The following is a 22,157-nucleotide window of genomic DNA, read 5'->3' as shown; positions in this document are numbered from 1 at the left end:
AAAATATTGTTATCATAGGAAAATGAGGATTATTTTATGACAAAAGATCGTCTTGCCCAAATAGATTTAACGAAAAAAATGGAATCAAAATCAAAATATAATAAGAAGCTTGAAAAGTATCAAAGGCGCTTATTAGCATTGCAGCAAATTTTACAAAAAGAAAAAATAGCCGTTATTATGGCGATGGAAGGTTGGGATGCCGCTGGAAAAGGGGGAGCAATTAAACGGATTACTGAGCATCTTGATCCGCGTGGCTTCCAAGTAAATCCAATTGGTGCACCTGCTCCTCATGAAAAGCGTTATCATTATTTGCAACGCTTTTGGCGAAAAATTCCCCAGTATGGTCAAATTACGATTTTTGATCGCTCTTGGTATGGTCGTGTATTGGTTGAGCGTGTAGAGGGGTTTGCTACAAAGGAAGAATGGACGAGAGCATACGATGAAATCAATGATTTCGAAAAACTATTAACAGATGATCATTACATAGTAGCAAAATTTTTCTACCATATTAGTAAAGATGAGCAGCTGGCACGATTTAAAGATCGAGAGAACAATCCTTTGAAGAGATGGAAAATTACGGATGAGGATTGGCGCAATCGTGAAAAGTGGGATGAATACGCCCGGGTAATGGAAGACATGTTTGAGAAAACAGATAAACCGAATGCAAAATGGAATATTATCGCTAGTAATGATAAATTATACGCACGCGTGAAAACATTGAAAGTAATCATTTCATTAATTGAGGATTATTTTATAGAACACGGAATAGAACTGCCATCATACTATTTTGAAATAAAAGAGGAGAGCGAACAAGCGCAAGGCATAAGCCATTGAATTTTCGGGGGATGAATTCTATTCATCATATGAAGTGTATGCGAAAAATGAAGAATGCAATAGAAAATTAGTGATTTTGTTTATGCCCATAATTGAAGTTTATTCTTGTGAAATCAGCATAATTATGCTAAGCTTTATGTAACTTTTAATGAACGGAGGGGTCTCCTTTGATTTTTATCAGATTACGTCTCAATACTTTGTGCCGATAATTGAATAGCGCTCAAAGGCTCTGTCTGTGTGCAGAGTGAACGGGATTGGTCTGCCTATTTTAAAGGAACCCTTTATTGAACTGATATGTGAAAAGAGGGAGGGACGAATACACCCTCTTTTTGTTTTGCCTTTATAATAGAATGATGTGATATATGTGTATGCTTTTTAGGAATACGTATATCATTTATAACGTATTGACCATGTAGCAATTTGGAAGCAACGATGCTTTCTTTTGTTTATTTGTCGTACTCTCATCCGTTTACGAAAAACACAGGCAGTGGTCTGTGTTTTTTATTTTGCGTAATCGAAATGGAGGAATAAATATATGGAAGAACTAGTACAAAAGGCGATAGTAGTCGGAGTGAATTTAAATAATGAAAGTGATTTTGAATATTCGATGGAGGAGTTAACAAACCTTGCGGAAGCTTGTGATGTGGAAATTGTAGGGCAAGTTACGCAAAATTTACACCGCGTGAATCCATCACATTACATTGGAAAAGGGAAAATTGAAGAAGTGTCTGCTTTTGTGAAGGAAGCAGATGCGAATATGGTTATTTTTAATGATGAATTATCACCTTCGCAAATTCGAAATCTAGAAGCTGATTTAGACTGTAAAGTCATTGATCGTACGATTTTGATTTTAGATATTTTTGCGCAGCGTGCTAAGACGAAAGAAGCACAGCTGCAAGTTGAGGTCGCACACTTGCAATATATGATGCCTCGTTTAATTGGTCTTCGTGAATCTTTAGGAAGACAAAGCGGCGGCGTTGGTACGAAAAACAAAGGTGTCGGTGAGAAGAAATTAGAGCTCGATCGTCGTAAAATTGAGGAACAGATTGCAGTATTAAATAAAGAGTTAGAAGCGCTTGTTGCGCAGCGTCAAACGCAGCGTAAACAGCGTAAGAAAAATGAAATCCCTGTTGTTTCATTAGTAGGATATACAAATGCGGGGAAATCAACAATTATGAATACGATGCTTGAGATTTTTAACGGTTCCGTAGAGAAACAAGTATTTGAAAAAGATATGTTGTTTGCGACGCTGGAAACATCAGTGCGAAATATTGAACTTCCAGATAATAAATCGTTTTTATTAACAGATACAGTTGGTTTTGTAAGTAAGTTACCGCACCATCTTGTGAAAGCATTCCGTTCTACATTAGAAGAAGTAGCGGAGGCAGATTTATTGATTCATGTGGTCGATTATGCAAATCCAAATTATGAACAATTAATTGAGATTACAAACCAAACACTAAAACAAATTGGGGTTGAAAATATCCCGACGATTTATGCTTATAATAAATCAGATATGATGGATGTTGAAATTCCAAAAGTGCAAGATAATCGTGTATACCTATCAGCAAAACAACAAATTGGTATGGAAGAACTTGTAGAAATGATTCGTTCACACATTTATAAAGAGTATACGAAGTGTGAAATGCTCATTCCTTATGACCAAGGACAAATCGTTTCTTATTTCAATGATCATGCACATGTTGTTTCAACAAGTTATGAAAATGAAGGTACGAAGATTTCACTTGAATGTAAGACGAGTGATTTTGAGAAGTATAATCGTTTTGTTATTTAAAATAAAAAAACATTGATTTTATTTGAAATTTCTAGCTATACTAAAAATAACGTTAATGAAATTAAAAGAACGGAAGGGTGACCCAATTACATGAAGTACTAATCCTATTTACGAAAGCAAACAATTGAAGGTTTTTTAGCAGATGATCACGCTGTTATTTGTGATGCCTTCAATTTGCGTTTTTCAGAATAGGATTGGCTTTTTATAGTTGGATCTAAAAGGGGTAGTCTCTTTTTGTGTACACCTATATAATAATTTATGCCTCCTATTCTGAATGGATATAGGGGGCATTTTTTGTCTCCGAAACTTGATAAAAAGGAGATGTTATTATGTTTTTATTAGAAGCAAATCATATAAAGTACTATGTACAGGATCGTTTATTATTAGATGTGGATCAACTGCAAATCCATAAAAATGCTCGAATTGGATTAGTTGGTAGAAATGGAAGTGGGAAAACGACGTTACTTCAAATTCTAGCTGAAAAGATTTCCCCAGAAGAAGGGAAAGTGATTCAACATACTAGGTGTGAACTTTTACCGCAGCTTAAACGAACAAATACAACAAAAAGTGGTGGTGAAGTGACGCAAGAATATATTCAAAAAGCTCTTGTGAAAGACCCGGAACTTTTACTAGCAGACGAACCAACAACAAATCTTGATACAGAGCATATCGAATGGTTGGAGAAGAAACTAAGGAAGTGGCAGGGGGCATTTATTATTATTTCACATGACCGGGCATTTTTAGATACTCTTTGCACGACCATATGGGAATTGAATGAAGGGAAAATAAAAGAGTATACGGGTAACTATAGCGATTATGTAAAACAAAAAGAAGTAGAGAGGCAACAGGAGCAATTAGCTTATGAAACATATGAAAAAAAGAAAAAGCAGCTAGAAGAAGCATTGAAATTAAAAGAGAAAAAAGCTGAAAGAGCAACAAAGACGCCAAAAAAGGTAAGTAAATCCGAAGCGAGAATTACAGGAGCAAAGCCATACTTTGCCAAAAAGCAAAAGAAGCTGCAAAAAACAGCAACGGCCATTGAAACGAGATTAGAAAAGCTTGAAAAGGTAGAAAAAGTAAAAGAGCTCTCACCAATTAAGATGAATTTGCCGAATGCAGAAACATTTAAAAACCGAATTATTCTTCGAGTAACTGATGTAGCAGGGAAAATTGATAAACGTGTACTTTGGAACAAAACAAGTTTTCATATTCGGGGCGGGGATAAATTAGCAATTATCGGTTCAAATGGGAGCGGGAAAACGACACTTGTAAAAAAAATCATAAATCAAGAGTATGGAATTAGAATTTCCCCAGCTATGAAAATCGGCTATTTTAGCCAGAATTTAAACATATTAGATACCGAAAAATCAATTATTGAAAATGTCCAGTCCTCTTCAAAGCAGGATGAAACACTGATTCGAACGGTTCTTGCGAGAATGCATTTCTTTAGAGATGATGTGTATAAACTTGTAGGGGTTTTGAGTGGCGGTGAACGAGTGAAAGTAGCATTAACAAAGCTATTTTTAAGTGATATTAATACTTTAGTTTTAGATGAACCGACGAACTTTCTTGATATGGAAGCTGTTGAGGCATTAGAGTCTCTTCTAAAAGGGTATGAAGGGAGTGTAATCTTTGTCTCACATGATCGCCGGTTTATCGAAAATATCGCTACGCGAATTTTAGTGATTCGTAATCAAAAGATGGAATTATTTGAAGGAAACTATCAGCAATATAAACTAGGTCAAGTGGAAAAGACGCGAGATATGAAAGAAGATAAGCGTCTTTTACTTGAAACAAAAATATCGGAAGTGTTAAGTCGCTTAAGTATCGAACCGTCTGAAGAATTAGAAATAGAATTTCAAAAGCTTTTAAAGGAAAAAAGGGAATTATAATTAAAGTTGATTAGAAGAAAAGTACATCACGACTAATGGAGTGATGTACTTTTTATAATGAGCAATATTATATATGAAAATTGATTGTAAAGAGGTCGTGTATGTTTACATTTTGTACATGGCATAGTATTGGGCGGTTCCCTTTTTTACTCCGTCATGTAAGCCCATTTGTAAGAATAAATCCCTGCGAATGGACGAACAACAACATCTTGTACAGTTGGACGTTCTAAGTAAACAAGTCCTGATTGGAAGATTGGAGCGATTGCGGCATCGTCTTCAACTAAAATCTTTTCAGCATCTTGAAACGCTTTCCATCTTGCTGGTAAGTCATTTACTAAAGAAGAGCCGGCCATTTGAATCAATTCATCGTATTGTTCGTTTGAATAGTTCATTCTATTGAAGGAACCATCTGTTACAAACATGTCTAAAAATGTCATTGGATCTGGATAGTCAGCACCCCATGTAGAAAGTGAAATTTCAAAATCGCCGTTTCCTTCCCGGTCTAAGAACGTTTTTACTGGAAGAGGACTTAGTGTAATTTTTAAACCAGGTAAGTTTTTCTCTAGTTCACCTTTTAGGTATTCACTAATCTTTTTATCATTCGATTCATCAGTTGTTAAAATAGAAAGAGAAACATTTTGTATATTTGTTTCTTTTTTTGCTGCTTCCCATAGTTTTTTTGCTTCTTTCACATTTGTTTCAAGGTTTACATTACTCGTACTGCGAAAATCTTTATTGTCAGGCCCTTTTACAAATCCTTTTGGAATAAGGGCGTTTGCTGGAGAAGAGCCGTTATTTAAAATCGTATTTGCTACGCCTTTTTTATCAAATGCAAGAGAGATAGCTTTTCGAGCATTTTTATTTGCTAATAATTGATGTTTTTGATTGAATCGGAAAAAGGTCATAGAAGGTCGTGCTTTTTTCTTTAAACTTGGGTCTTTTTGATATTTATCTACGAACTCTGAATTAATAATGATACGGTCTACTTGTTTACTTTCAAATAAGTTAACAGCCGTTGAAGTATCTTTCACGATATTTACATTAATTTCATTTAATTTTACGTTTTTATTATCCCAGTAATTTGGGTTCTTTCTCATCTTATAGCTCACATCATGCTTCCATTCGCTTAAAACGAACGGTCCATTATAGACTGCATTCACGGCTTCAAGTCCATAATTTTTCCTTTGTGCTTCGACTACTTTTTGATTTTGAGGATAAAATGTTGCAAATCCCATTAAACCTAAAAAGTATGGTACAGGGTGCTCTAGTTGCACTTCAAGCGTCTTATCGTCGAGAGCTTTGACGCCCAATGAATCGATTGGTAGTTCTTTTTTATTAATTTTTTCAGCGTTTTTAATGTCGAACATAATATGTGCATATTCAGAGCCAGTTTCAGGATTGACAGCGCGCTTCCATGCATACTCGAAATCATGTGCAGTTACAGGATCCCCATTTGACCATTTTGAGTCGTGAAGTTTAAATGTATATATTTTTCCATCTTCGCTTAATTTATAAGATTCAGCTGCACCTGGCACGGGTTTGTTATCAGGGCCAGGCATGTATAGTCCTTCCATCACATTATTTAATGCCGCATAAGAGAAGCCATCAGATGCAATCGATGAGTCAAGCGTAGAAATTTCCCCGGATTCTACAATGTTTAGGACTTGCTTTGAAGCTATTTTTTTCTTTTCTGAGCTAGATGTCGTTTCTTGTTTTTGTCCACATGCAGATAAAAATACTGATAACGTGAGTGAGAGTGCAACTATCCCTTTTGTCTTTTTCTTCATAGTTTCCATCCTTTCCCTTCATCTGTATTTCAGTATAAAAGAAGAGAAAGAAAATTTCTACAATTAATTCCTATAAAACCTATATAAATATAATTGTTTGAGGCGCGAATATGAAATCGAAGTTGTGTTGCTGGAAAAAGAGATAAAACCATTATAGAATAGAAAATATTTAAAAATCAGAAATTATTACAATAAGTGTAATGTTAATTAGTTATATCTTCTGTTTTTAGGAAAGGGGAGAGTGAAATATGCAGGCAGTTTCAAAGGAAAATACAGTAGCCTCACCTACGATTTATCGTATTTTATTTGCGATTAGTTTCGGTCATTTTTTAAATGACTCGATGCAGGCTGTTGTACCGGCGCTGTTTCCTATTTTGGAAAAATCGATGAATTTATCCTATATGCAGGTAGGATGGATCGCATTTGCGTTAAATATGACGTCATCGATTATGCAGCCGGTGTTTGGGATGTATTCAGATAAGAAGCCATCGCCATTTTTATTACCACTCGGTATGTTTTCAAGTATGCTTGGGATGATTGGACTCGCGTTTGCACCAAACTTTATTATCGTTATTATTTCTGTTTTATTTATTGGATTAGGATCAGCTGTTTTTCATCCTGAAGGAGCACGTGTTGCTTATATGGCAGCTGGTGCAAAACGTGGGCTAGCGCAATCCATTTATCAAGTAGGAGGGAATACAGGGAATTCTCTTGCACCGATTTTTACAGCGTTAATTTTTGTTCCGCTTGGGCAAATTGGATCACTGGGATTCACAGCTTTTGCGGCGGTAGGTATTGTATTATTAATTTTTGTTTCAAACTGGTACAAAAATGAGTTAGTAAATGGTGCAGTGCGAAGAAAGAAGCGAGCTGCACTTGAGGCTGAGAATGCAATTGTTAGTTCGCATATTAAATTTGTAATTGTTCTTCTTGTTTTCTTAACCTTTGTTCGTTCTTGGTATGGAGCTGGCATTGGGAACTTCTATCAGTTTTATTTAATCGAGCATTACGGTTTATCTATTAAAAATGCACAGTACTTCGTATTTGCATTTATGATTGCTGGGGTACTGGGTACATTCTTTGGTGGACCATTAGCAGATCGATTTGGTAAGAAAACTATTATTGTATTTTCAATGCTAGGTTCTGCACCGCTTGCACTTTTATTACCACATGTTTCTCTAGTGTGGGTTGTACCGTTATTTTTATGTATCGGTTTTATTAGCTCTAGTAGCTTTAGTGTTATTGTTGTGTATGCACAGGAACTTGTTCCGGGAAAAGTTGGAATGGTGTCAGGATTAATTGTGGGTCTTGCATTTGGCCTTGGAGCATTAGGAGCCGTTGTTCTTGGTAAATTAGCAGACGTGTATAGTTTGCAATTTATTATGGTATTATGTAGTTGTTTACCATTAATTGGGCTAACGTCATGGTTACTGCCAAGCGATCGAAAATTACAATAGAATAGGAGACGCGCTATGAAACGATGTCACAATGTTACAGAATTAATTGGAGATACACCAGTCGTACGATTATCACGATTTGTTCCAGAAGATGCAGCTGATGTATATGTGAAATTAGAAATGTTTAATCCGTCTCGGAGTGTGAAAGACCGCGCTGCGTATAATTTAATTCATATGGCGGAAGAGCAAGGGCTCATTAAGCCAGGTGATACGATTATTGAACCAACGAGTGGGAATACAGGAATTGGCTTAGCAATGAATGCAGCTGCGAAAGGGTATAAAGCCATTTTAATTATGCCGGATAATATGTCAAAAGAACGGATTAATTTGCTTAAGGCATATGGAGCAGAAGTTGTTTTGACGGCGGCAGAACAAAGAATGCCAGGAGCAATTGCGAGGGCGGTAGAATTACAAAAACAAATACCAAACAGTTTTATTCCGCAGCAATTTGAAAATCCAGCAAACCCGAATATTCATCGCTATACAACAGCTCTTGAAATTTATGAACAAATGGATGGAGAGTTAGATGCATTTGTAGCGACTGCTGGAACTGGTGGAACCATTACTGGCACAGGGGAAACATTGAAAGAGAAACTACCAAATTTATATATTGCAGTAGTTGAACCGAAAGGCTCTCCTGTGTTATCTGGTGGTGTGCCGGGGCCTCATAAACTAGTTGGAACAAGCCCAGGGTTTATTCCGAAAAACTTAAATACGGAAATATATAATGAAATCATTCAAATTGCGGATGAAGAAGCGCTTAGTACAATGAGGAATCTAGCAAAGCAAGAGGGGATATTAGTAGGACCTTCTTCAGGTGCGTCAGTCTATGCCGCAATCATGATAGCGAATCAATTAGGTGCGGGTAAGAAAGTATTATGTATTGCACCTGATACAGGTGAACGATATTTGAGTATGGGCTTGTTTGAATAATATATATTGAGAGAGTATGCGTCGTGCATACTCTTTTTTGTAAGAAAAGGAAAATGGAAGTTTGATATAGAAATAATAAAATGAGGTGAAAGGAGAAAAAGAATGCAGTTAATAGAGAAAGCAATAGAAATGGCAGAGATTTATAAGCAAAATTCTAAAGTAGAAGCTATTATTTTAGCAGGGTCTGTAGCAAGAAAATTAGAGGACGAACATTCGGACATTGAGTTATATATTCTCTGGTCAGTTCCACCAGAGGATGAAGATCGTCAATATCCGATTCATAGTATTGATGGAACTATATTATCTTATCATCCGTATGAAGAGGAAGAATGGTCGGAAACGTATTTGACGAAAGAAGGAATTAAACTAGAAATCAGTAGCTTTTTAACAGAGACAGTAGAAAGGTTTATTTCAGATGTTGTAGATCAATATGATATAAATTATGAGAAACAATGTATTACATCATCCGTTGCTGATGGTGTTAGTTTGTATGGAAAAATGAAAGTGAATGAGCTAAAAGATAGAGTTGCGATATATCCGGAAAAACTAACGAACCGAATGATTTCAGAAAACCTTTGGTTAAGTAACCGATGGCATAATCGCGAGGCACTTTTGAAACGAAACGATTGGCTTATGCTTTATGATGTCATTTGTGAGGTCCAAAGAGATTTATTTGGCGTTTTATTCGGTTTAAATAAAATATATGTGCATCATCCATCTTTTAAGTGGATGTCTTACAATACTGAAAGAATGAATATGAAACCTACAAATTTATATGAGCGGATGACGAATATATTGATTGGGAATCCAGAGCGTAGCGTGCGAGAATTGGAGATATTAGTCCAAGAAGTATTGGAATTAGTTCGTACATATGCTCCTGAATGCAATATTGCCGAACAACAAAAGCGTATTAAGTATGCAAAGTAAAAAATAAGAGATGTAACTATTCGTAAAGTTACATCTCTTATTTTTATTTTATGAACTTTCCTAGTACAGGTAATCGTTGAATACGATCACCGAGAATGTGCGAAGCAAGGCCACTTGTTAATACGAATAAAAGATAGACAAGTCCTCCAACCGCGCCGCAAATGATAACGATTAATAGTGATTCAATATAAGGTTGTCCAGGGATGAGCCATCCGATAATCGCTTTTAATCCCATTACGACAGCGGACATTGCTGCAGAGTAAATTGTAATAAGAAATACTGTTTTAGCTGTTTCTGCAATATCAAATTTTGCAAACTTGACGATGCAATATAGCATAATGATATCAGAAACGAGATATCCAAGAATTGTTCCAAGCACCGCTCCATGTCCACCTAATAAGTATAGAAGTGGCGTATTCACTACAACTTTTACAAGAATACCAACGGAGAAGGCAATCATTGTTTTTCGCTGATAATCAATCCCTTGTAAAATGGCTGCAGAAACAGTGAAAATCGCACTTAATACAGCTGATGGTGCATAAGAAATTAAATATTGTGATCCGCCCAGTGCAGTATCTGGACTCATATAAACCATACGGAATGCATCGTATGCGATGCTAGCGAGTCCGAATGCAGCAGGGATTGTAAAGAATAATAACACTTGGAAAATCTTTGTGATTTGTTCTTGTAATTCCTCTAGCTTTCCGCTTGTAAATGATTTTGTTATTGCTGGAATAATCGTAAGTGAAAATCCAGTCGCGAGTGAAGCGGGAATCATGATTAATTTTTGAGCATAGTTCGTTATATAAGCAAAAATCGCGTTTGCTGTTTCAAGCGGTGTTCCAATTGCTCTTAGTGCATCAGCAACTGTATATTGATCCACTAAAGTATAAAGTGGAATGGCGATCCCTACGAAAACAATTGGGATTGCGTAACGAAGTAGCTCCATGTAAATGTTTTTTAATGAAACGTTTGAAGCCCTTGTTTTTAGTTCGCCTGTAGGTGGCTTTAAATGATTATATTTTTTCCAATACATGATTAAAATGGAGATACTAGCAATTGCTCCGATAACAGCTCCAAATGTAGCAACTGCAACGGAAGAAGCAACGGAACCACCTAGTAATTTTGAAACGATAAAACTACCAACTAAAATGAAAACGACACGTGCAATTTGTTCTACAACTTGAGAAACAGCACTTGGTTTCATATGTTGAAATCCTTGGAAATATCCACGTGTTACACTCATCGCTGGGACGATAATGAGTGCAAAACTTAATGCTCGCATTGTAAGTGTTACATCAGCGATAAACCCCGGATCTGGTGTTTTTGAGCGAATAATAAACTGAGATACATAAGGAGCTCCGATAAATAAGATTAAAAATCCGGCGAACCCCATAAGCATCATGATTTTTACACTAGAATTATATAGTTTTTTACTTGTATTATAGTCACCCAGTGCATTGTACTTAGCAACAAATTTCGATACAGCAATTGGAATACCAGCTGTTGAAAAACTAAGTAAGATACCATACCAAGAATATGCATATGCATATAATGCAACCCCTTGTTCACCAACTAATAGTTGAAAAGGGAAGAAGTATATAAAACCTAAAATACGCGAAATCATTGTGGCACCGCTTAGTAAAGCAGTCCCTTTTAAAACTTTTGAAGTAGACAAAACCTTTCCTCCTACTCGTACTCTGTTACAATCATCCTATATTACTATAAACCTGTCAGTGTATTTAATAAAGTATAAAACGTAAGTGGTGCAATAGTATTCATAGAAAAGTCATATTTTGAATTTTTATAGTGAAAAAATAAGATTGTGATACATAAATATTCAAAAAACTAGTTGACACTATTTTTAATGTGTGATAAAAATGATAGTAATCAATTCGGAAAACATATAGTTGAGCAATGAAAGGGTAAAGTAGTGAAAATCTCCCTATGTCAGAGAGCTGATGGTTGGTGTGAATCAGTATATAGATTATTCATGAAGTTCGTCCTGGAGCATCTTTCATAAATCTCACATTGTGAGGAAATGAAAGACGGTAGTGTATACCGTTATCAAATAAAGTGGTGAAGAATTTTTTCACAACTAGGGTGGTACCGCGATATATATCGTCCCTACGTTTTTACGTAGGGGCGTTTTTTATTTTAGGGTTATTCTTGTTGTATCTTCATAACTAGGGTGGTACCGCGATATTTTATCGTCCCTACGTTTTACGTAGGGACGTTTTTTATTTCGGTGGTTTCTTAGCATTCTTCACAACTAGGGTGGTACCGCGATATTTTCATCGTCCCTACGTTTTGTAGGGGCGATTTTTTATTTTTGAAAGGAAGTGGTTGTATTAGAAAGGGAAGAGGCTAGAACAATACGATTAAGAATGAAATGTAATAAAAGGAAAAAATAGAAGAAGAGAGGAGATAAAAAGATGAATTCACAGCAATGGACATCGAAATTAGGTTTCATTTTAGCTGCAGCAGGTTCAGCAATTGGCCTTGGCGCAATTTGGAAGTTCCCATATATGGCCGGTATTGGAGGAGGCGGTGCGTTCTTTCTTATTTTCATCGGTTTTACTTTACTGATTGGTTTACCTTTATTATTAGCGGAATTTGTAATTGGAAGAAGTACACAAAAAGAGGCTGTTGATGCGTATAGAGAAATTGCTCCTAATACATTATGGCCGTGGGTTGGTAAGTTAGGAATTGTAACATGTTTCATATTACTTTCTTTCTACAGCGTTGTAGGAGGTTGGATTTTATTATATTTATGGAATGCAATTACAGGTAGATTATGGGAAGGGAATGGTGCATATGAAGCAACATTTGGTGAAATCATTTCTAATCCATATTTAGCAGTTGGATCACAGCTATTATTTATTCTTATTACTATTTTTATCGTAAGTAAAGGCGTGCAAAACGGTGTTGAAAAAGTAAATAAATATTTTATGCCAGCACTATTCGTTTTATTCTTTGTGTTAATTGTTCGTGCCCTTACATTAGATGGAGCAGGGGAAGGTGTTCGCTTTTTCTTACAACCGGATTTCTCGCATGTAACGTCTGAAATTGTTTTATATGCGATGGGACAATCATTCTTCTCATTATCTGTCGGGGTAGCAGTAATGGTAACTTACAGTTCATATTTACCGAAAGAAGAAAGTTTACCGCGTTCAGCATTTTCAATTGTTGGTTTGACACTTATTATTACATTGCTTGCTGGACTTGCAATTTTCCCGGTTGTATTTGCATTTGGAATGCAGCCGTCTCAAGGACCAGGATTACTATTTATCGTATTGCCAGCTATTTTTAGTAAAATGGCATTCGGAAAACTATTCTTCATTGTTTTCTTATTACTATTCTTCTTTGCGACTATAACATCAGCAATTTCTATGTTAGAAATTAGCGTTGCTTCTTTAACAACAAAAGGTAAAGGGAAACGCGAAGAAATGGCATTGATTGTTGGATTATTAATTTTTGTTGTTGGGATTCCATCGGCACTATCATATGGTGTGTTAAGTGATATGAAACTGTTTGGAAAAACCATTTTTGATTTAGCAGACTTTGCAGTAAGTAACGTTCTGATGCCGCTTGGCGTATTATTAGTTGCAATCTTCGTGCCGTTAAAAATGAAGAAGGATGTATTAATGAAAGAACTGGGAGTAAGTAAAAACAAAGGATATAAACTATTTGTATTGTGGTTGTTTTTACTGCGCTATGTAGCACCAATCGCCATTATTATCGTATTTTTAGATGTGATTGGAATTATATAAAGTGAAACTTTAATCAGTGGGGATTTTCTTCATCCCCACTGATTATCAGCCCGCACCAATCGGGCTTTTACGGGCAGTTGATTCTCCACCTAACTTCTTTGCTTTCGCTAAATTTTGAGGTGGGGGCTTACTGCCCGTTAATGCGGGATAAAAAGAAATAGAAAAGGCTCTAACATATGTTAGGGCCTTTTTATTGAATGGATAATTTTAAATTATCTTTTCTGCAATTCATTTACTGTAACAAATTGATATCCTTTTTTAGATAAAGAATCTAAAATATCTTCAATAGTTTGTAAGGCATTACCTGAATCATCATACATAGAATGTAACAAAATGATAGAACCTGGTTTTACATTGTTGTTTACATAGTCTACTTTATCAGAAGTAGAAACATAATAAGTATCAGGTTCAATATCCCATGTAATTGTTTCGATGTGCTGCTTGTTTAAATAATAGGGTAGACCAATTAATTTTTTCCCATTTGGTGGCCGAAAATCAATTTGATCTGTATAACCTGTTTTACGAATGAGTGTATTGGTCTTTTCAATTTCATCTTTAATAAAAGAAGGTGTTTTGAGAACCATTCGGTTATGAGAGTACGTATGATTTCCAAGTTGATGTCCGGACTGCACGATAGTTTGTCCTAATTGTAAGTTTTTCTCTAATTCATTTCCAATTACAAAAAAAGTAGCTTTAGCATTATATTTATCTAAGAGTGGTAATATTTGTTCTACATTTTTTGTAGGCCCATCATCAAAAGTCAGAGCAACGACTTTCTGATTTGTTTCTACTCGATTTGTTAATTCACCAAATAATTGATACGATCGTGAATTCATGAGTTTATAGGCTCCGAATAGTAAGATAAGAAGAGTGATTAGTATAATTAATGATGTAATGATTCTTTTTTTCATAAAGCGACCTCACAATATTTTTCATTTTCATTCGTATGTATTATATCAAAAAGAATAAATTGCTGCTTGTTTAAAGATCATTAGGATGCAAGAAAGAAAAAGTTGTCATATAATAAGAATCAAAAGGTATATTAGGAGGTGTTGATATGGCGATTACAATACAATTGCCAGACACTGCAGCGTCTCATGCAAAGCCAAGTATGAAAATGGCGATACTTTGCGTGAGGTAGACAAGTAATATACAATCGCCAAAATGAGCTCGTATCATTTCTTTTATATTTGGCTTTGCACCTTATTGAAATGAACCATAAAAAATAAGGGGCGAGCAGAAATGAAATACGTAAAAGCAGCTGCTGTTTTACCGGAAAATTTAATTATAGAAATTCAAAAGTATGTGCAAGGTGAAACAATCTATATTCCAAAACAGGAAAATACACATTATAAATGGGGTACACGATCTGGAGGAAGAAAGCAACTTGATGAGCGGAATCGAGCGATTAAATATGCATTTAAAAGTGGAGTATCTATTCATCAATTAGCTGAAGAATATTTTCTTTCGAGTGAAACAATTAAAAAAATAGTGTATTCTAAATAAAAATGACGTAAGCACTGATTATTTCATATGAAATAATCAGTGCTTTTTATGTAAACTTTGTTTCTAAATTATTTTCTGCATTTTATAAATTGAAATCATTGTATAAAATAATAAGAGATTAACAATTTGTATGGAGTGATAACAATGGAAGCGTTTATTAGAAGTGATCAATATAATTTTATAAAATCACAAGCTCATATTCTAGCGAATGGGCATGCAACAGCAAATGATAGAGGTGTTATTGCTGCTCTAAAGTCTCTTGCGATAGAAAAAGTGTTACATGTTTTTGAAAATCTTACTGTTGAACAAAAAGAATTAATTGATACGATTTTGACGGTTGAAAATAGAGAGGATGCGGAAGCATTTTTATTCAAGTTAAATCCGTATGTCATTCCGTTTCAGGAAGTTACGCAGCAAATGTTAAAAAAATTATTTCCTAAGGCTAAAAAATTGAAGCTTCCTGAAATGGAAGAAATAAATATGAAAGAAATGTCGTATCTAGGTTGGATTGATAAAGGAACGGGCAGAAAGTTTATTATAGCAAGAAATAAAAATAAGTTTGTTGGCTTGCAAGGAACGTTCCAAAGTATAAATAAAAAAGGCATTTGTGCATTGTGCCATGGGCATGAAGAAGTAGGTATGTTTCTAGTTGAAATAAAAGGGAATGTACCAGGTACTTTTGTTAAAAAAGGAAATTATATTTGTCAAGATAGTATAGCGTGTAATCAGAATATGAAATCGCTTGATAAGTTAGATGATTTTATTGAGCGATTGAGAAAATAACTTATAGTTGTAGTGATAAATATAGAAAACAAAAAGGACGAATGTTTTTCGTCCTTTTTTATGCGTTATCGCATGATTTATTCGATTTTGCATAAGTGAAAAAGGGAATAAAGAGAGAAATGAATCGCTTTTTGGTATGGCACGGTTTTTGCATTGTAATAAAAGAAAAAATTATTTAAGAGAAGTTTTTTTGGATGTAAAAATCATGTTTATAAAGGGGAAATAAGGAATGAAATATCCACTAACGCCAGATGTAAAACCAGAGTTTTGTACGACAGGTACATTTATGAGATTATCATCAAGTAATGAGCAAGCAAAGGTTGCTATTTTAGGAATGCCTTTTGATACTGCTGCTTCTTTTCGCGTTGGTGCGCGTTTTGCTCCGCAAGCTATTCGTCAAGCATCTATGACGCTGTTTCCATATCATCCAATTCATCATGTATACCCGTTTGATGACACAAATGCGATTGATATTGGGGATGTTTCTGTTATCCCACACAATATTCACCGTAGCTATGATTTAATTGAAGAAGCTGTTTTTGGATTAATGAAGCAAGGAATCATTCCAATAGGTCTTGGAGGAGATCATTCTGTTACATTAGCAAGTCTTCGTGCAGCAGCGAAAGTTCATGGACCTGTAGCGATGATTCATTTCGATTCGCACACAGATACATGGGATACATATTATGAGGAAAAATATTGGCATGGTTCACCATTTATACGTGCGCATGAGGAGGGATTGCTACAACCAGACAAAGTATTCCAAATTGGAATTCGAGGAACATTGAATCACCCTGGGGATATAGAAGCTAGTAATGATTTGGGATATAACGTCATTACGACAGCCGAATTATGTGATCGTGGTTTTGAAAGTGTTCTTCAGCAAATGCGAGCAACAATTGGGGATACGCCATGTTTCTTGACGTTTGATATTGATTTTGTAGACCCATCTTGTGCACCGGGTACAGGTACGTTAGAAGTAGGAGGTTTTAACAGTCGAGAGACGCTAAATATGGTGCGTTCATTAAGTGGATTTAATTATATTGGATTCGATTTAGTGGAAGTGTTACCACCATATGACCAAGCTCAAATTACTTCTTTATTAGCTGCGACACTAGTGCATGATTTTGCTAGTTTGATTGCTTTGCAGTTGAAAAATGAAATGAATAAGTAAGATGATGATTATTATACTAAAATATAAAAAAGCCGATGAAATAGTTTTTCATCGGCTTTAAAGATGTTCATTCATTATTTCTTTTGCCAATTTACCTTAATAAAATCTTCACGACCAGACTCTTTACGTTCTTGAGCATATTTCTCAGGATTCTTTTTATAAAAATGTTGATGATATTCTTCTGCTTCATAGAAAGGAGCCGCCGGACGAATTTCTGTTACGATTGGAGCTTTAAACATACCGCTTTCTGCTAGTGTTTGCTTTGACTTTTCAGCTAGCTCTTTTTGACTTTCATTGTGGTAAAAAATAGCTGTGCGATAAGATGGACCGCGGTCAAAAAATTGTCCACCATCATCAGTCGGATCAATTTGTGGCCAATATAAATCTAGTAATTTTTGATAAGGGAAAATAGAAGGATCGAATGTAATTTGAACAACTTCTAAATGTCCGGATGTTCCAGATTTTACTTGTTCGTATGTTGGGTTTGGGATGTGGCCACCGGCATAGCCTGAAACAACTTTTTGAATGCCTGGAAGTTCATCAAATGGTTTTACCATGCACCAAAAGCAGCCGCCTGCAAAGGTTGCGAGTTCGTATGTTTTTTCTGTCATTGCTGTAATCCTCCTAAATAGATATGTTTTATCTAGTATTATATAAATTATTATATTGCGCAATAAAAAAGATTTAAAACTATATGTTTTTTTATAAGCAAGAACCACCGCTCACATCAATTAATTGACCAGTAACCCAGCGACTGTCAGAGGAAGCGAGAAATGCAGCAGTATCTGCAATATCTTCTACTTCTCCTAAACGGCCGAAAGCAGAGATTTCAGTTGCATATCGTTTCATCATAGGATCACTTAAAAGTTCAGCATTCATGTCGGTTTTAATAAAACCTGGAAGGATTGCGTTTACTGTAATCCCTCGTGCTCCAAGCTGTTTTGCTAGCGTGAAAGTCATTGTATTGATTGCACCTTTCGTCATGCTGTAGGCAACGAAATCCGGTAAAGAAATTCGTGTTGCAGCCGATGAAATGTTAATGATACGGCCTTCATCACGTAATCGAGGTAATGCCTGCTGTATTAAGAAGAAAGGTGCTTTGGCATTTACGGAAATGATTCTATCAAAAAAATCTTCAGTTGTTTCTTCGATGAAAGCTCCAGGACCAATTCCGGCGTTGTTTATTAAAATATCAAAATGAGCCTCACTAGTGCGATTTTGTAATTCAGAATCTAAAGATTTGTAAAGGGATTCTACACCGTGTAATGATTCAAGATTAGCTCTAATAGAAAAAGCTGAACCGCCATCCGCTTGAATTTCCTGCACTGTTTCTTCTGCATCACTTTTACGATTTCCATAATGAACAGCGACTAATGCGCCATCGTTTGCTAAACGTTTCGCAATAGCACGTCCAATTCCACGGCTTGCTCCAGTAACTAATGCAACTTTTCCTTTTAACATATTCGCATCATCTCCTTAGTAAATTTACATATGTATGAAGCTGTCTTTTCTTATGTGAATAGACGAGCCTTAAGTAATATATGAGTATTCGATTGAGATTCATTCCCTTTTTATTTTGATAAAAATATTTTAATTATAAAATTAAAAATAAATTTTCAAAAAATATGTTGACAATGAAAAGAGCAAAGTCCTATAATACGTGTAACAACTTAAAGTTAATTAAGAATTTTCTAACTTTTATATATGGTATGTGCAAAGAAGAGGAAAGTAGATGATTATGAAAGTTTCAGAGAGCTACCCCGTGGCTGTGAGGGTGGCAACGATCGAATCATTGAAGATCACCTCGGAGCATCGCTTGCGAAAGGGAAACTGAGTAGAGAGCGGCGGTATCGTCTCCGATAAATGGACGAGGGTCTGACAGGACCTATAGAGCTTATATTTCGTGAGAAGTATAAGGAAGCTGAGTGGTAACGCGAAACTCTCGCCTCGGCAATCAAAGCTACTATGATGTAGTGATTGATTGCTGAGGCGAGAGTTTTTACTTTAGAAAAGAGAATAGAAGAATGCAAAGAAGAGGAGAGTAAACGATATAAATTGTTTCAGAGAGCTGCCCCTTGGCTGAGAGGGTGGTAACAATTGTATCGATTGAAGATCACCTCAGAGCACTGCCTTCGAAAAAACTGAGTAGAGAGCAGCGGAGTTGTTCACGATAAAAGAACAAAAGTCTAATAGGACTTACAGAGCTTGTATTTCGCGAGAAGTATAAGGAAGCTGAGTGGTACCACGATTCCCTCGTCTCAGCAATGGATTGCTACACGTTTGTAGAAAATCGATTGCTGAGACGAGGATATTTTTATAATTAATTTACAGAAGATTTAGATAAATATATTCTTCTCAGCAATCGATAAAAATATGGGTTGCACATAAAGAGATAAAAAAGAGGAGCGATGTAGGATGGGAAACCAGTATATCTATATGAATGGGGAATTAGTAGAAAAAGAAAAGGCTGTTGTATCTGTTTACGATCATGGTTTTTTATATGGAGACGGCGTATTTGAGGGGATTCGTAGCTACGGCGGAAATGTATTTTGCTTAAAAGAGCATTTAAAGCGTTTATATGAATCTGCGAAATCGATTTTACTAACGATCCCGATGACAATCGAAGAGATGGAGCAAGCGGTTTTACAGACACTACAGAAAAATGAATATGCAGATGCATATATTAGATTAATTGTTTCAAGAGGAAAAGGGGATTTAGGACTGGATCCAAGAAGCTGTACGAAACCAAGTGTCATCATCATTGCTGAACAATTAAAGTTGTTCCCGCAAGAATTTTATGATAACGGTCTTAGCGTTGTATCTGTTGCATCTCGCCGAAATATGCCAGATGCACTTGATCCACGTATTAAGTCGATGAATTATTTAAATAACGTATTAGTAAAGATTGAAGCAGCACAAGCAGGTGTACTAGAAGCGCTTATGTTAAATCAACAAGGATATGTTTGCGAAGGATCGGGAGATAATGTGTTCGTTGTGAAAGATGGAAAAGTAGTAACGCCACCTGCATATTTAGGGGCTCTTGAAGGAATTACAAGAAATAGTGTCATTGAACTTTGTGAACGGCTAAATATTCCTTGTGAAGAAAGACCATTTACTCGTCACGATGTATATGTAGCAGATGAAGTATTTTTAACAGGAACTGCAGCGGAATTAATTCCAGTTGTAAAAGTGGATTCAAGAGAAATCGGAAATGGAAAACCAGGAGAAGTAACAAAACAGTTAACGGAAGAATTTAAAAAGTTAACGAGAGAGCGAGGAGTGCGCGTTCCGGGACTTGCAGAAAGCTTAGCTTAACAAACAGGGGGAAGGAGTTAATGAAATGGTAAAGCAACATGCAGTGTGTGATGAAGCATATCGCGGAGAAGTAAAAAAAGTCACAGGTGCCGGACATGTGATTCAATGTTTAAAGAAATTAGGTGTAACAACAGTGTTTGGCTATCCGGGCGGAGCTATTTTACCAGTTTACGACGCACTGTATGGCAGTGGCTTAAAACATGTATTAACACGTCATGAACAAGCTGCTATTCACGCTGCGGAAGGATATGCGAGAGCTTCTGGAGAGGTCGGGGTAGTATTTGCTACCTCTGGCCCAGGGGCTACAAACTTAGTTACTGGTTTATCAGATGCGTATATGGATTCGATTCCTTTAGTTGTCATTACCGGTCAAGTAGCGACACCTCTCATTGGAAAAGATGGATTTCAAGAAGCGGATGTTATGGGAATTACAATGCCGGTTACAAAACATAATTATCAAGTGCGGGATGTAAATCAATTATCACGTATATTGCAAGAAGCATATTATATTGCTAAAAGCGGACGGCCAGGCCCAGTATTAATTGATATTCCAAAGGATGTTCAAAATGCAGATGTAACGAACTTTTTTGAAGGAGAAGTTCAAATTCCGGGTTATAAGCCACGGATTGAACCAGACAAGATGCAGCTGGAGAACGTGGCGGAGGCAATTTCAAAAGCAGAGCGCCCGCTACTATATATCGGTGGCGGTGTCATTCATGCAGGTGCCTCCGAAGAGCTTCTAACATTTGCAAGACAGAACCGTATTCCAGTCGTTTCAACTTTAATGGGACTGGGTGCTTATCCACCTGGGGATCCACTGTTTTTAGGAATGCTCGGTATGCATGGCACGTATGCTGCAAATATGGCAGTAACGGAATGTGATTTGCTTCTTGCATTTGGAGTTCGTTTCGATGACCGAGTCACAGGAAAGCTAGAGTTATTTTCACCTCATTCGAAAAAGGTACATATCGATATTGATCCGGCTGAACTTCATAAAAATGTAACTGTAGAATACCCGGTTGTAGGGGATGTGAAGCGGTCGTTACACATGTTAAGAAATATGAGAGTGGAATGTCAAACTGATGCATGGATAGAGAGAGTAAGAGCGTGGCAAGAAGAATACCCACTTTCATATGAACAGAATGAATCAAAATTAAAGCCGCAGCACGTGATTCATTTAATAAGTGAATTAACAAATGGTAAAGCAATTGTGACCACAGAAGTTGGGCAGCATCAAATGTGGGCAGCACATTTTTATAAGGCGAAGAAACCTCGAACATTTCTTACATCTGGTGGACTAGGAACGATGGGATTTGGATTTCCTGCAGCAATTGGTGCTCAGCTTGCCTTTGAGGATAAGCCAGTTGTCTGTATTGCAGGAGATGCTTCATTTCAAATGAACATTCAAGAATTGCAAACAATTGCTGAAAATAATATTCCAGTGAAAGTTTTTATTATCAATAACAAATTTTTAGGCATGGTACGGCAATGGCAAGAGATGTTCTATGAAAATCGTTTATCAGAATCACAGATTGGATCACCTGATTTTGTAAAAGTAGCAGAAGCATACGGAGTAAAAGGTTTGCGTGCTACAAATCCGATTGAAGCGAAACAAGTCATGTTAGAAGCATTTTGTCATCAAGGACCCGTTGTTGTTGATTTTTGTGTAGAGGAGGGCGAAAACGTATTTCCTATGGTTCCTCCTAATAAAGGGAATCATGAAATGATTATGAAGAGGTGGGAAGAATGAGTCATACTTTTTCTCTCGTTGTCAATAATGATCCTGGTGTTTTACTAAGAGTAAGTGGGATATTTGCCCGGCGTGGCTATAATATTTCTTCTTTAGACTTAAATGAAAGAGAAACAAGAGATGTTTCGGAAATGAAACTTACAGCAGTTTGTACCGAAAATGAAGCAACACTGCTCGTAAATCAGTTGAAAAAGTTAATTGATGTATTGCAAGTAAATAAATTATAAGGAG

Annotated in this window: 18 protein-coding genes and 3 other annotated features; of the genes, 13 read left to right on the top strand and 5 right to left on the bottom strand. The window is 36.1% G+C overall.

The features are described 5' to 3' along the window. The first annotated feature begins 36 nt into the window (after positions 1-36). From Y7E_RS0116170 to Y7E_RS0116160, 3 genes are all read left to right on the top strand, one after another. Entirely contained in the window at positions 37-834 is a 798-nt protein-coding gene (locus Y7E_RS0116170) for a polyphosphate kinase 2 family protein (protein WP_017152313.1), read from the top strand. A 535-nt stretch (positions 835-1,369) separates the two neighbouring features. After that, a complete protein-coding gene (gene hflX / locus Y7E_RS0116165) occupies positions 1,370-2,629 on the top strand; it encodes a GTPase HflX (protein ID WP_017152312.1) in 1,260 nt (419 codons plus the stop codon). A 329-nt stretch (positions 2,630-2,958) separates the two neighbouring features. Next, complete coding sequence (locus tag Y7E_RS0116160; protein WP_017152311.1) at positions 2,959-4,521, top strand: Vga family ABC-F type ribosomal protection protein; 1,563 nt, start codon at positions 2,959-2,961, stop codon at positions 4,519-4,521. Positions 4,522-4,667: 146 nt separating this feature from the next. Here the strand turns inward: Y7E_RS0116160 and Y7E_RS0116155 are convergent, their stop codons facing one another. Further along, entirely contained in the window at positions 4,668-6,308 is a 1,641-nt protein-coding gene (locus tag Y7E_RS0116155; protein WP_017152310.1) for a peptide ABC transporter substrate-binding protein, read from the bottom strand. A gap of 248 nt (positions 6,309-6,556) precedes the next feature. Here Y7E_RS0116155 and Y7E_RS0116150 point away from each other — a divergent pair, with 248 nt between their 5' ends. The 3 genes from Y7E_RS0116150 (at position 6,557) to Y7E_RS0116140 (ending at position 9,625) form a co-directional block, all read left to right on the top strand. Then, positions 6,557-7,765, top strand: coding sequence for an MFS transporter (locus Y7E_RS0116150; RefSeq protein WP_017152309.1), 1,209 nt, complete (start codon positions 6,557-6,559; stop codon positions 7,763-7,765). 15 nt (positions 7,766-7,780) lie between these two features. Next, complete coding sequence (gene cysK / locus Y7E_RS0116145) at positions 7,781-8,698, top strand: cysteine synthase A (protein WP_017152308.1); 918 nt, start codon at positions 7,781-7,783, stop codon at positions 8,696-8,698. 102 nt (positions 8,699-8,800) lie between these two features. Beyond that, positions 8,801-9,625, top strand: a complete 825-nt coding sequence (locus tag Y7E_RS0116140) for a DUF4037 domain-containing protein (RefSeq protein ID WP_017152307.1) — start codon at positions 8,801-8,803, stop codon at positions 9,623-9,625. A 43-nt stretch (positions 9,626-9,668) separates the two neighbouring features. On the opposite strand, the gene Y7E_RS0116135 is transcribed toward Y7E_RS0116140, so the two are convergent. Beyond that, positions 9,669-11,303: a putative polysaccharide biosynthesis protein gene (locus Y7E_RS0116135; protein ID WP_017152306.1), complete on the bottom strand. Its 1,635-nt coding sequence runs from the start codon at positions 11,301-11,303 to the stop codon at positions 9,669-9,671. 230 nt (positions 11,304-11,533) lie between these two features. Continuing rightward, positions 11,534-11,757 (top strand) — a binding site (T-box leader). A gap of 303 nt (positions 11,758-12,060) precedes the next feature. Between Y7E_RS0116135 and Y7E_RS0116130 the strand changes: the two genes are divergently transcribed. Further along, positions 12,061-13,398 carry a sodium-dependent transporter gene (locus Y7E_RS0116130; RefSeq protein WP_017152305.1) on the top strand — a complete coding sequence of 446 codons (1,338 nt, stop codon included), beginning with the start codon at positions 12,061-12,063 and terminating at the stop codon, positions 13,396-13,398. A 212-nt stretch (positions 13,399-13,610) separates the two neighbouring features. On the opposite strand, the gene Y7E_RS0116125 is transcribed toward Y7E_RS0116130, so the two are convergent. Continuing rightward, complete coding sequence (locus tag Y7E_RS0116125) at positions 13,611-14,309, bottom strand: polysaccharide deacetylase family protein (RefSeq protein ID WP_017152304.1); 699 nt, start codon at positions 14,307-14,309, stop codon at positions 13,611-13,613. Between the two features lie 331 nt (positions 14,310-14,640). On the opposite strand from Y7E_RS0116125, the gene Y7E_RS0116115 reads away from it, so the two are divergent. From Y7E_RS0116115 to speB, 3 genes are all read left to right on the top strand, one after another. Continuing rightward, positions 14,641-14,904 carry a CD3324 family protein gene (locus Y7E_RS0116115; protein WP_017152303.1) on the top strand — a complete coding sequence of 88 codons (264 nt, stop codon included), beginning with the start codon at positions 14,641-14,643 and terminating at the stop codon, positions 14,902-14,904. A gap of 144 nt (positions 14,905-15,048) precedes the next feature. Continuing rightward, positions 15,049-15,687, top strand: a complete 639-nt coding sequence (locus Y7E_RS0116110) for a FusB/FusC family EF-G-binding protein (RefSeq protein WP_017152302.1) — start codon at positions 15,049-15,051, stop codon at positions 15,685-15,687. Positions 15,688-15,916: 229 nt separating this feature from the next. Then, a complete protein-coding gene (gene speB, locus Y7E_RS0116105; RefSeq protein ID WP_017152301.1) occupies positions 15,917-16,861 on the top strand; it encodes an agmatinase in 945 nt (314 codons plus the stop codon). A gap of 74 nt (positions 16,862-16,935) precedes the next feature. Here the strand turns inward: speB and msrA are convergent, their stop codons facing one another. After that, the gene (gene msrA, locus Y7E_RS0116100) at positions 16,936-17,472 is read right to left on the bottom strand and encodes a peptide-methionine (S)-S-oxide reductase MsrA (protein WP_017152300.1); all 537 of its coding nucleotides are present in this window, start codon (positions 17,470-17,472) and stop codon (positions 16,936-16,938) included. A gap of 91 nt (positions 17,473-17,563) precedes the next feature. After that, positions 17,564-18,322: an SDR family oxidoreductase gene (locus Y7E_RS0116095; RefSeq protein ID WP_017152299.1), complete on the bottom strand. Its 759-nt coding sequence runs from the start codon at positions 18,320-18,322 to the stop codon at positions 17,564-17,566. Positions 18,323-18,568: 246 nt separating this feature from the next. Then, positions 18,569-18,814, top strand: a binding site (T-box leader). 67 nt (positions 18,815-18,881) lie between these two features. Beyond that, positions 18,882-19,125 (top strand) — a binding site (T-box leader). A gap of 151 nt (positions 19,126-19,276) precedes the next feature. Between Y7E_RS0116095 and ilvE the strand changes: the two genes are divergently transcribed. The 3 genes from ilvE to Y7E_RS0116080 are packed head-to-tail and all read left to right on the top strand — an operon-like array spanning position 19,277 to position 22,153. Beyond that, positions 19,277-20,176, top strand: coding sequence for a branched-chain-amino-acid transaminase (ilvE, locus tag Y7E_RS0116090; RefSeq protein WP_017152298.1), 900 nt, complete (start codon positions 19,277-19,279; stop codon positions 20,174-20,176). A gap of 25 nt (positions 20,177-20,201) precedes the next feature. Beyond that, a complete protein-coding gene (gene ilvB / locus Y7E_RS0116085; RefSeq protein ID WP_017152297.1) occupies positions 20,202-21,926 on the top strand; it encodes an acetolactate synthase large subunit in 1,725 nt (574 codons plus the stop codon). Beyond that, entirely contained in the window at positions 21,923-22,153 is a 231-nt protein-coding gene (locus Y7E_RS0116080) for an ACT domain-containing protein (RefSeq protein ID WP_017152296.1), read from the top strand. Before ilvB ends, Y7E_RS0116080 begins: the two co-directional genes overlap by 4 nt. Positions 22,154-22,157 lie beyond the last annotated feature (4 nt).

The organism is Bacillus bingmayongensis (assembly GCF_000299035.1).
GTDB lineage: Bacteria > Bacillota > Bacilli > Bacillales > Bacillaceae_G > Bacillus_A > Bacillus_A bingmayongensis.
The sequence above is the reverse complement of the archived record's forward strand: the minus strand, read 5'-3'. Positions and strand labels throughout refer to the sequence as shown.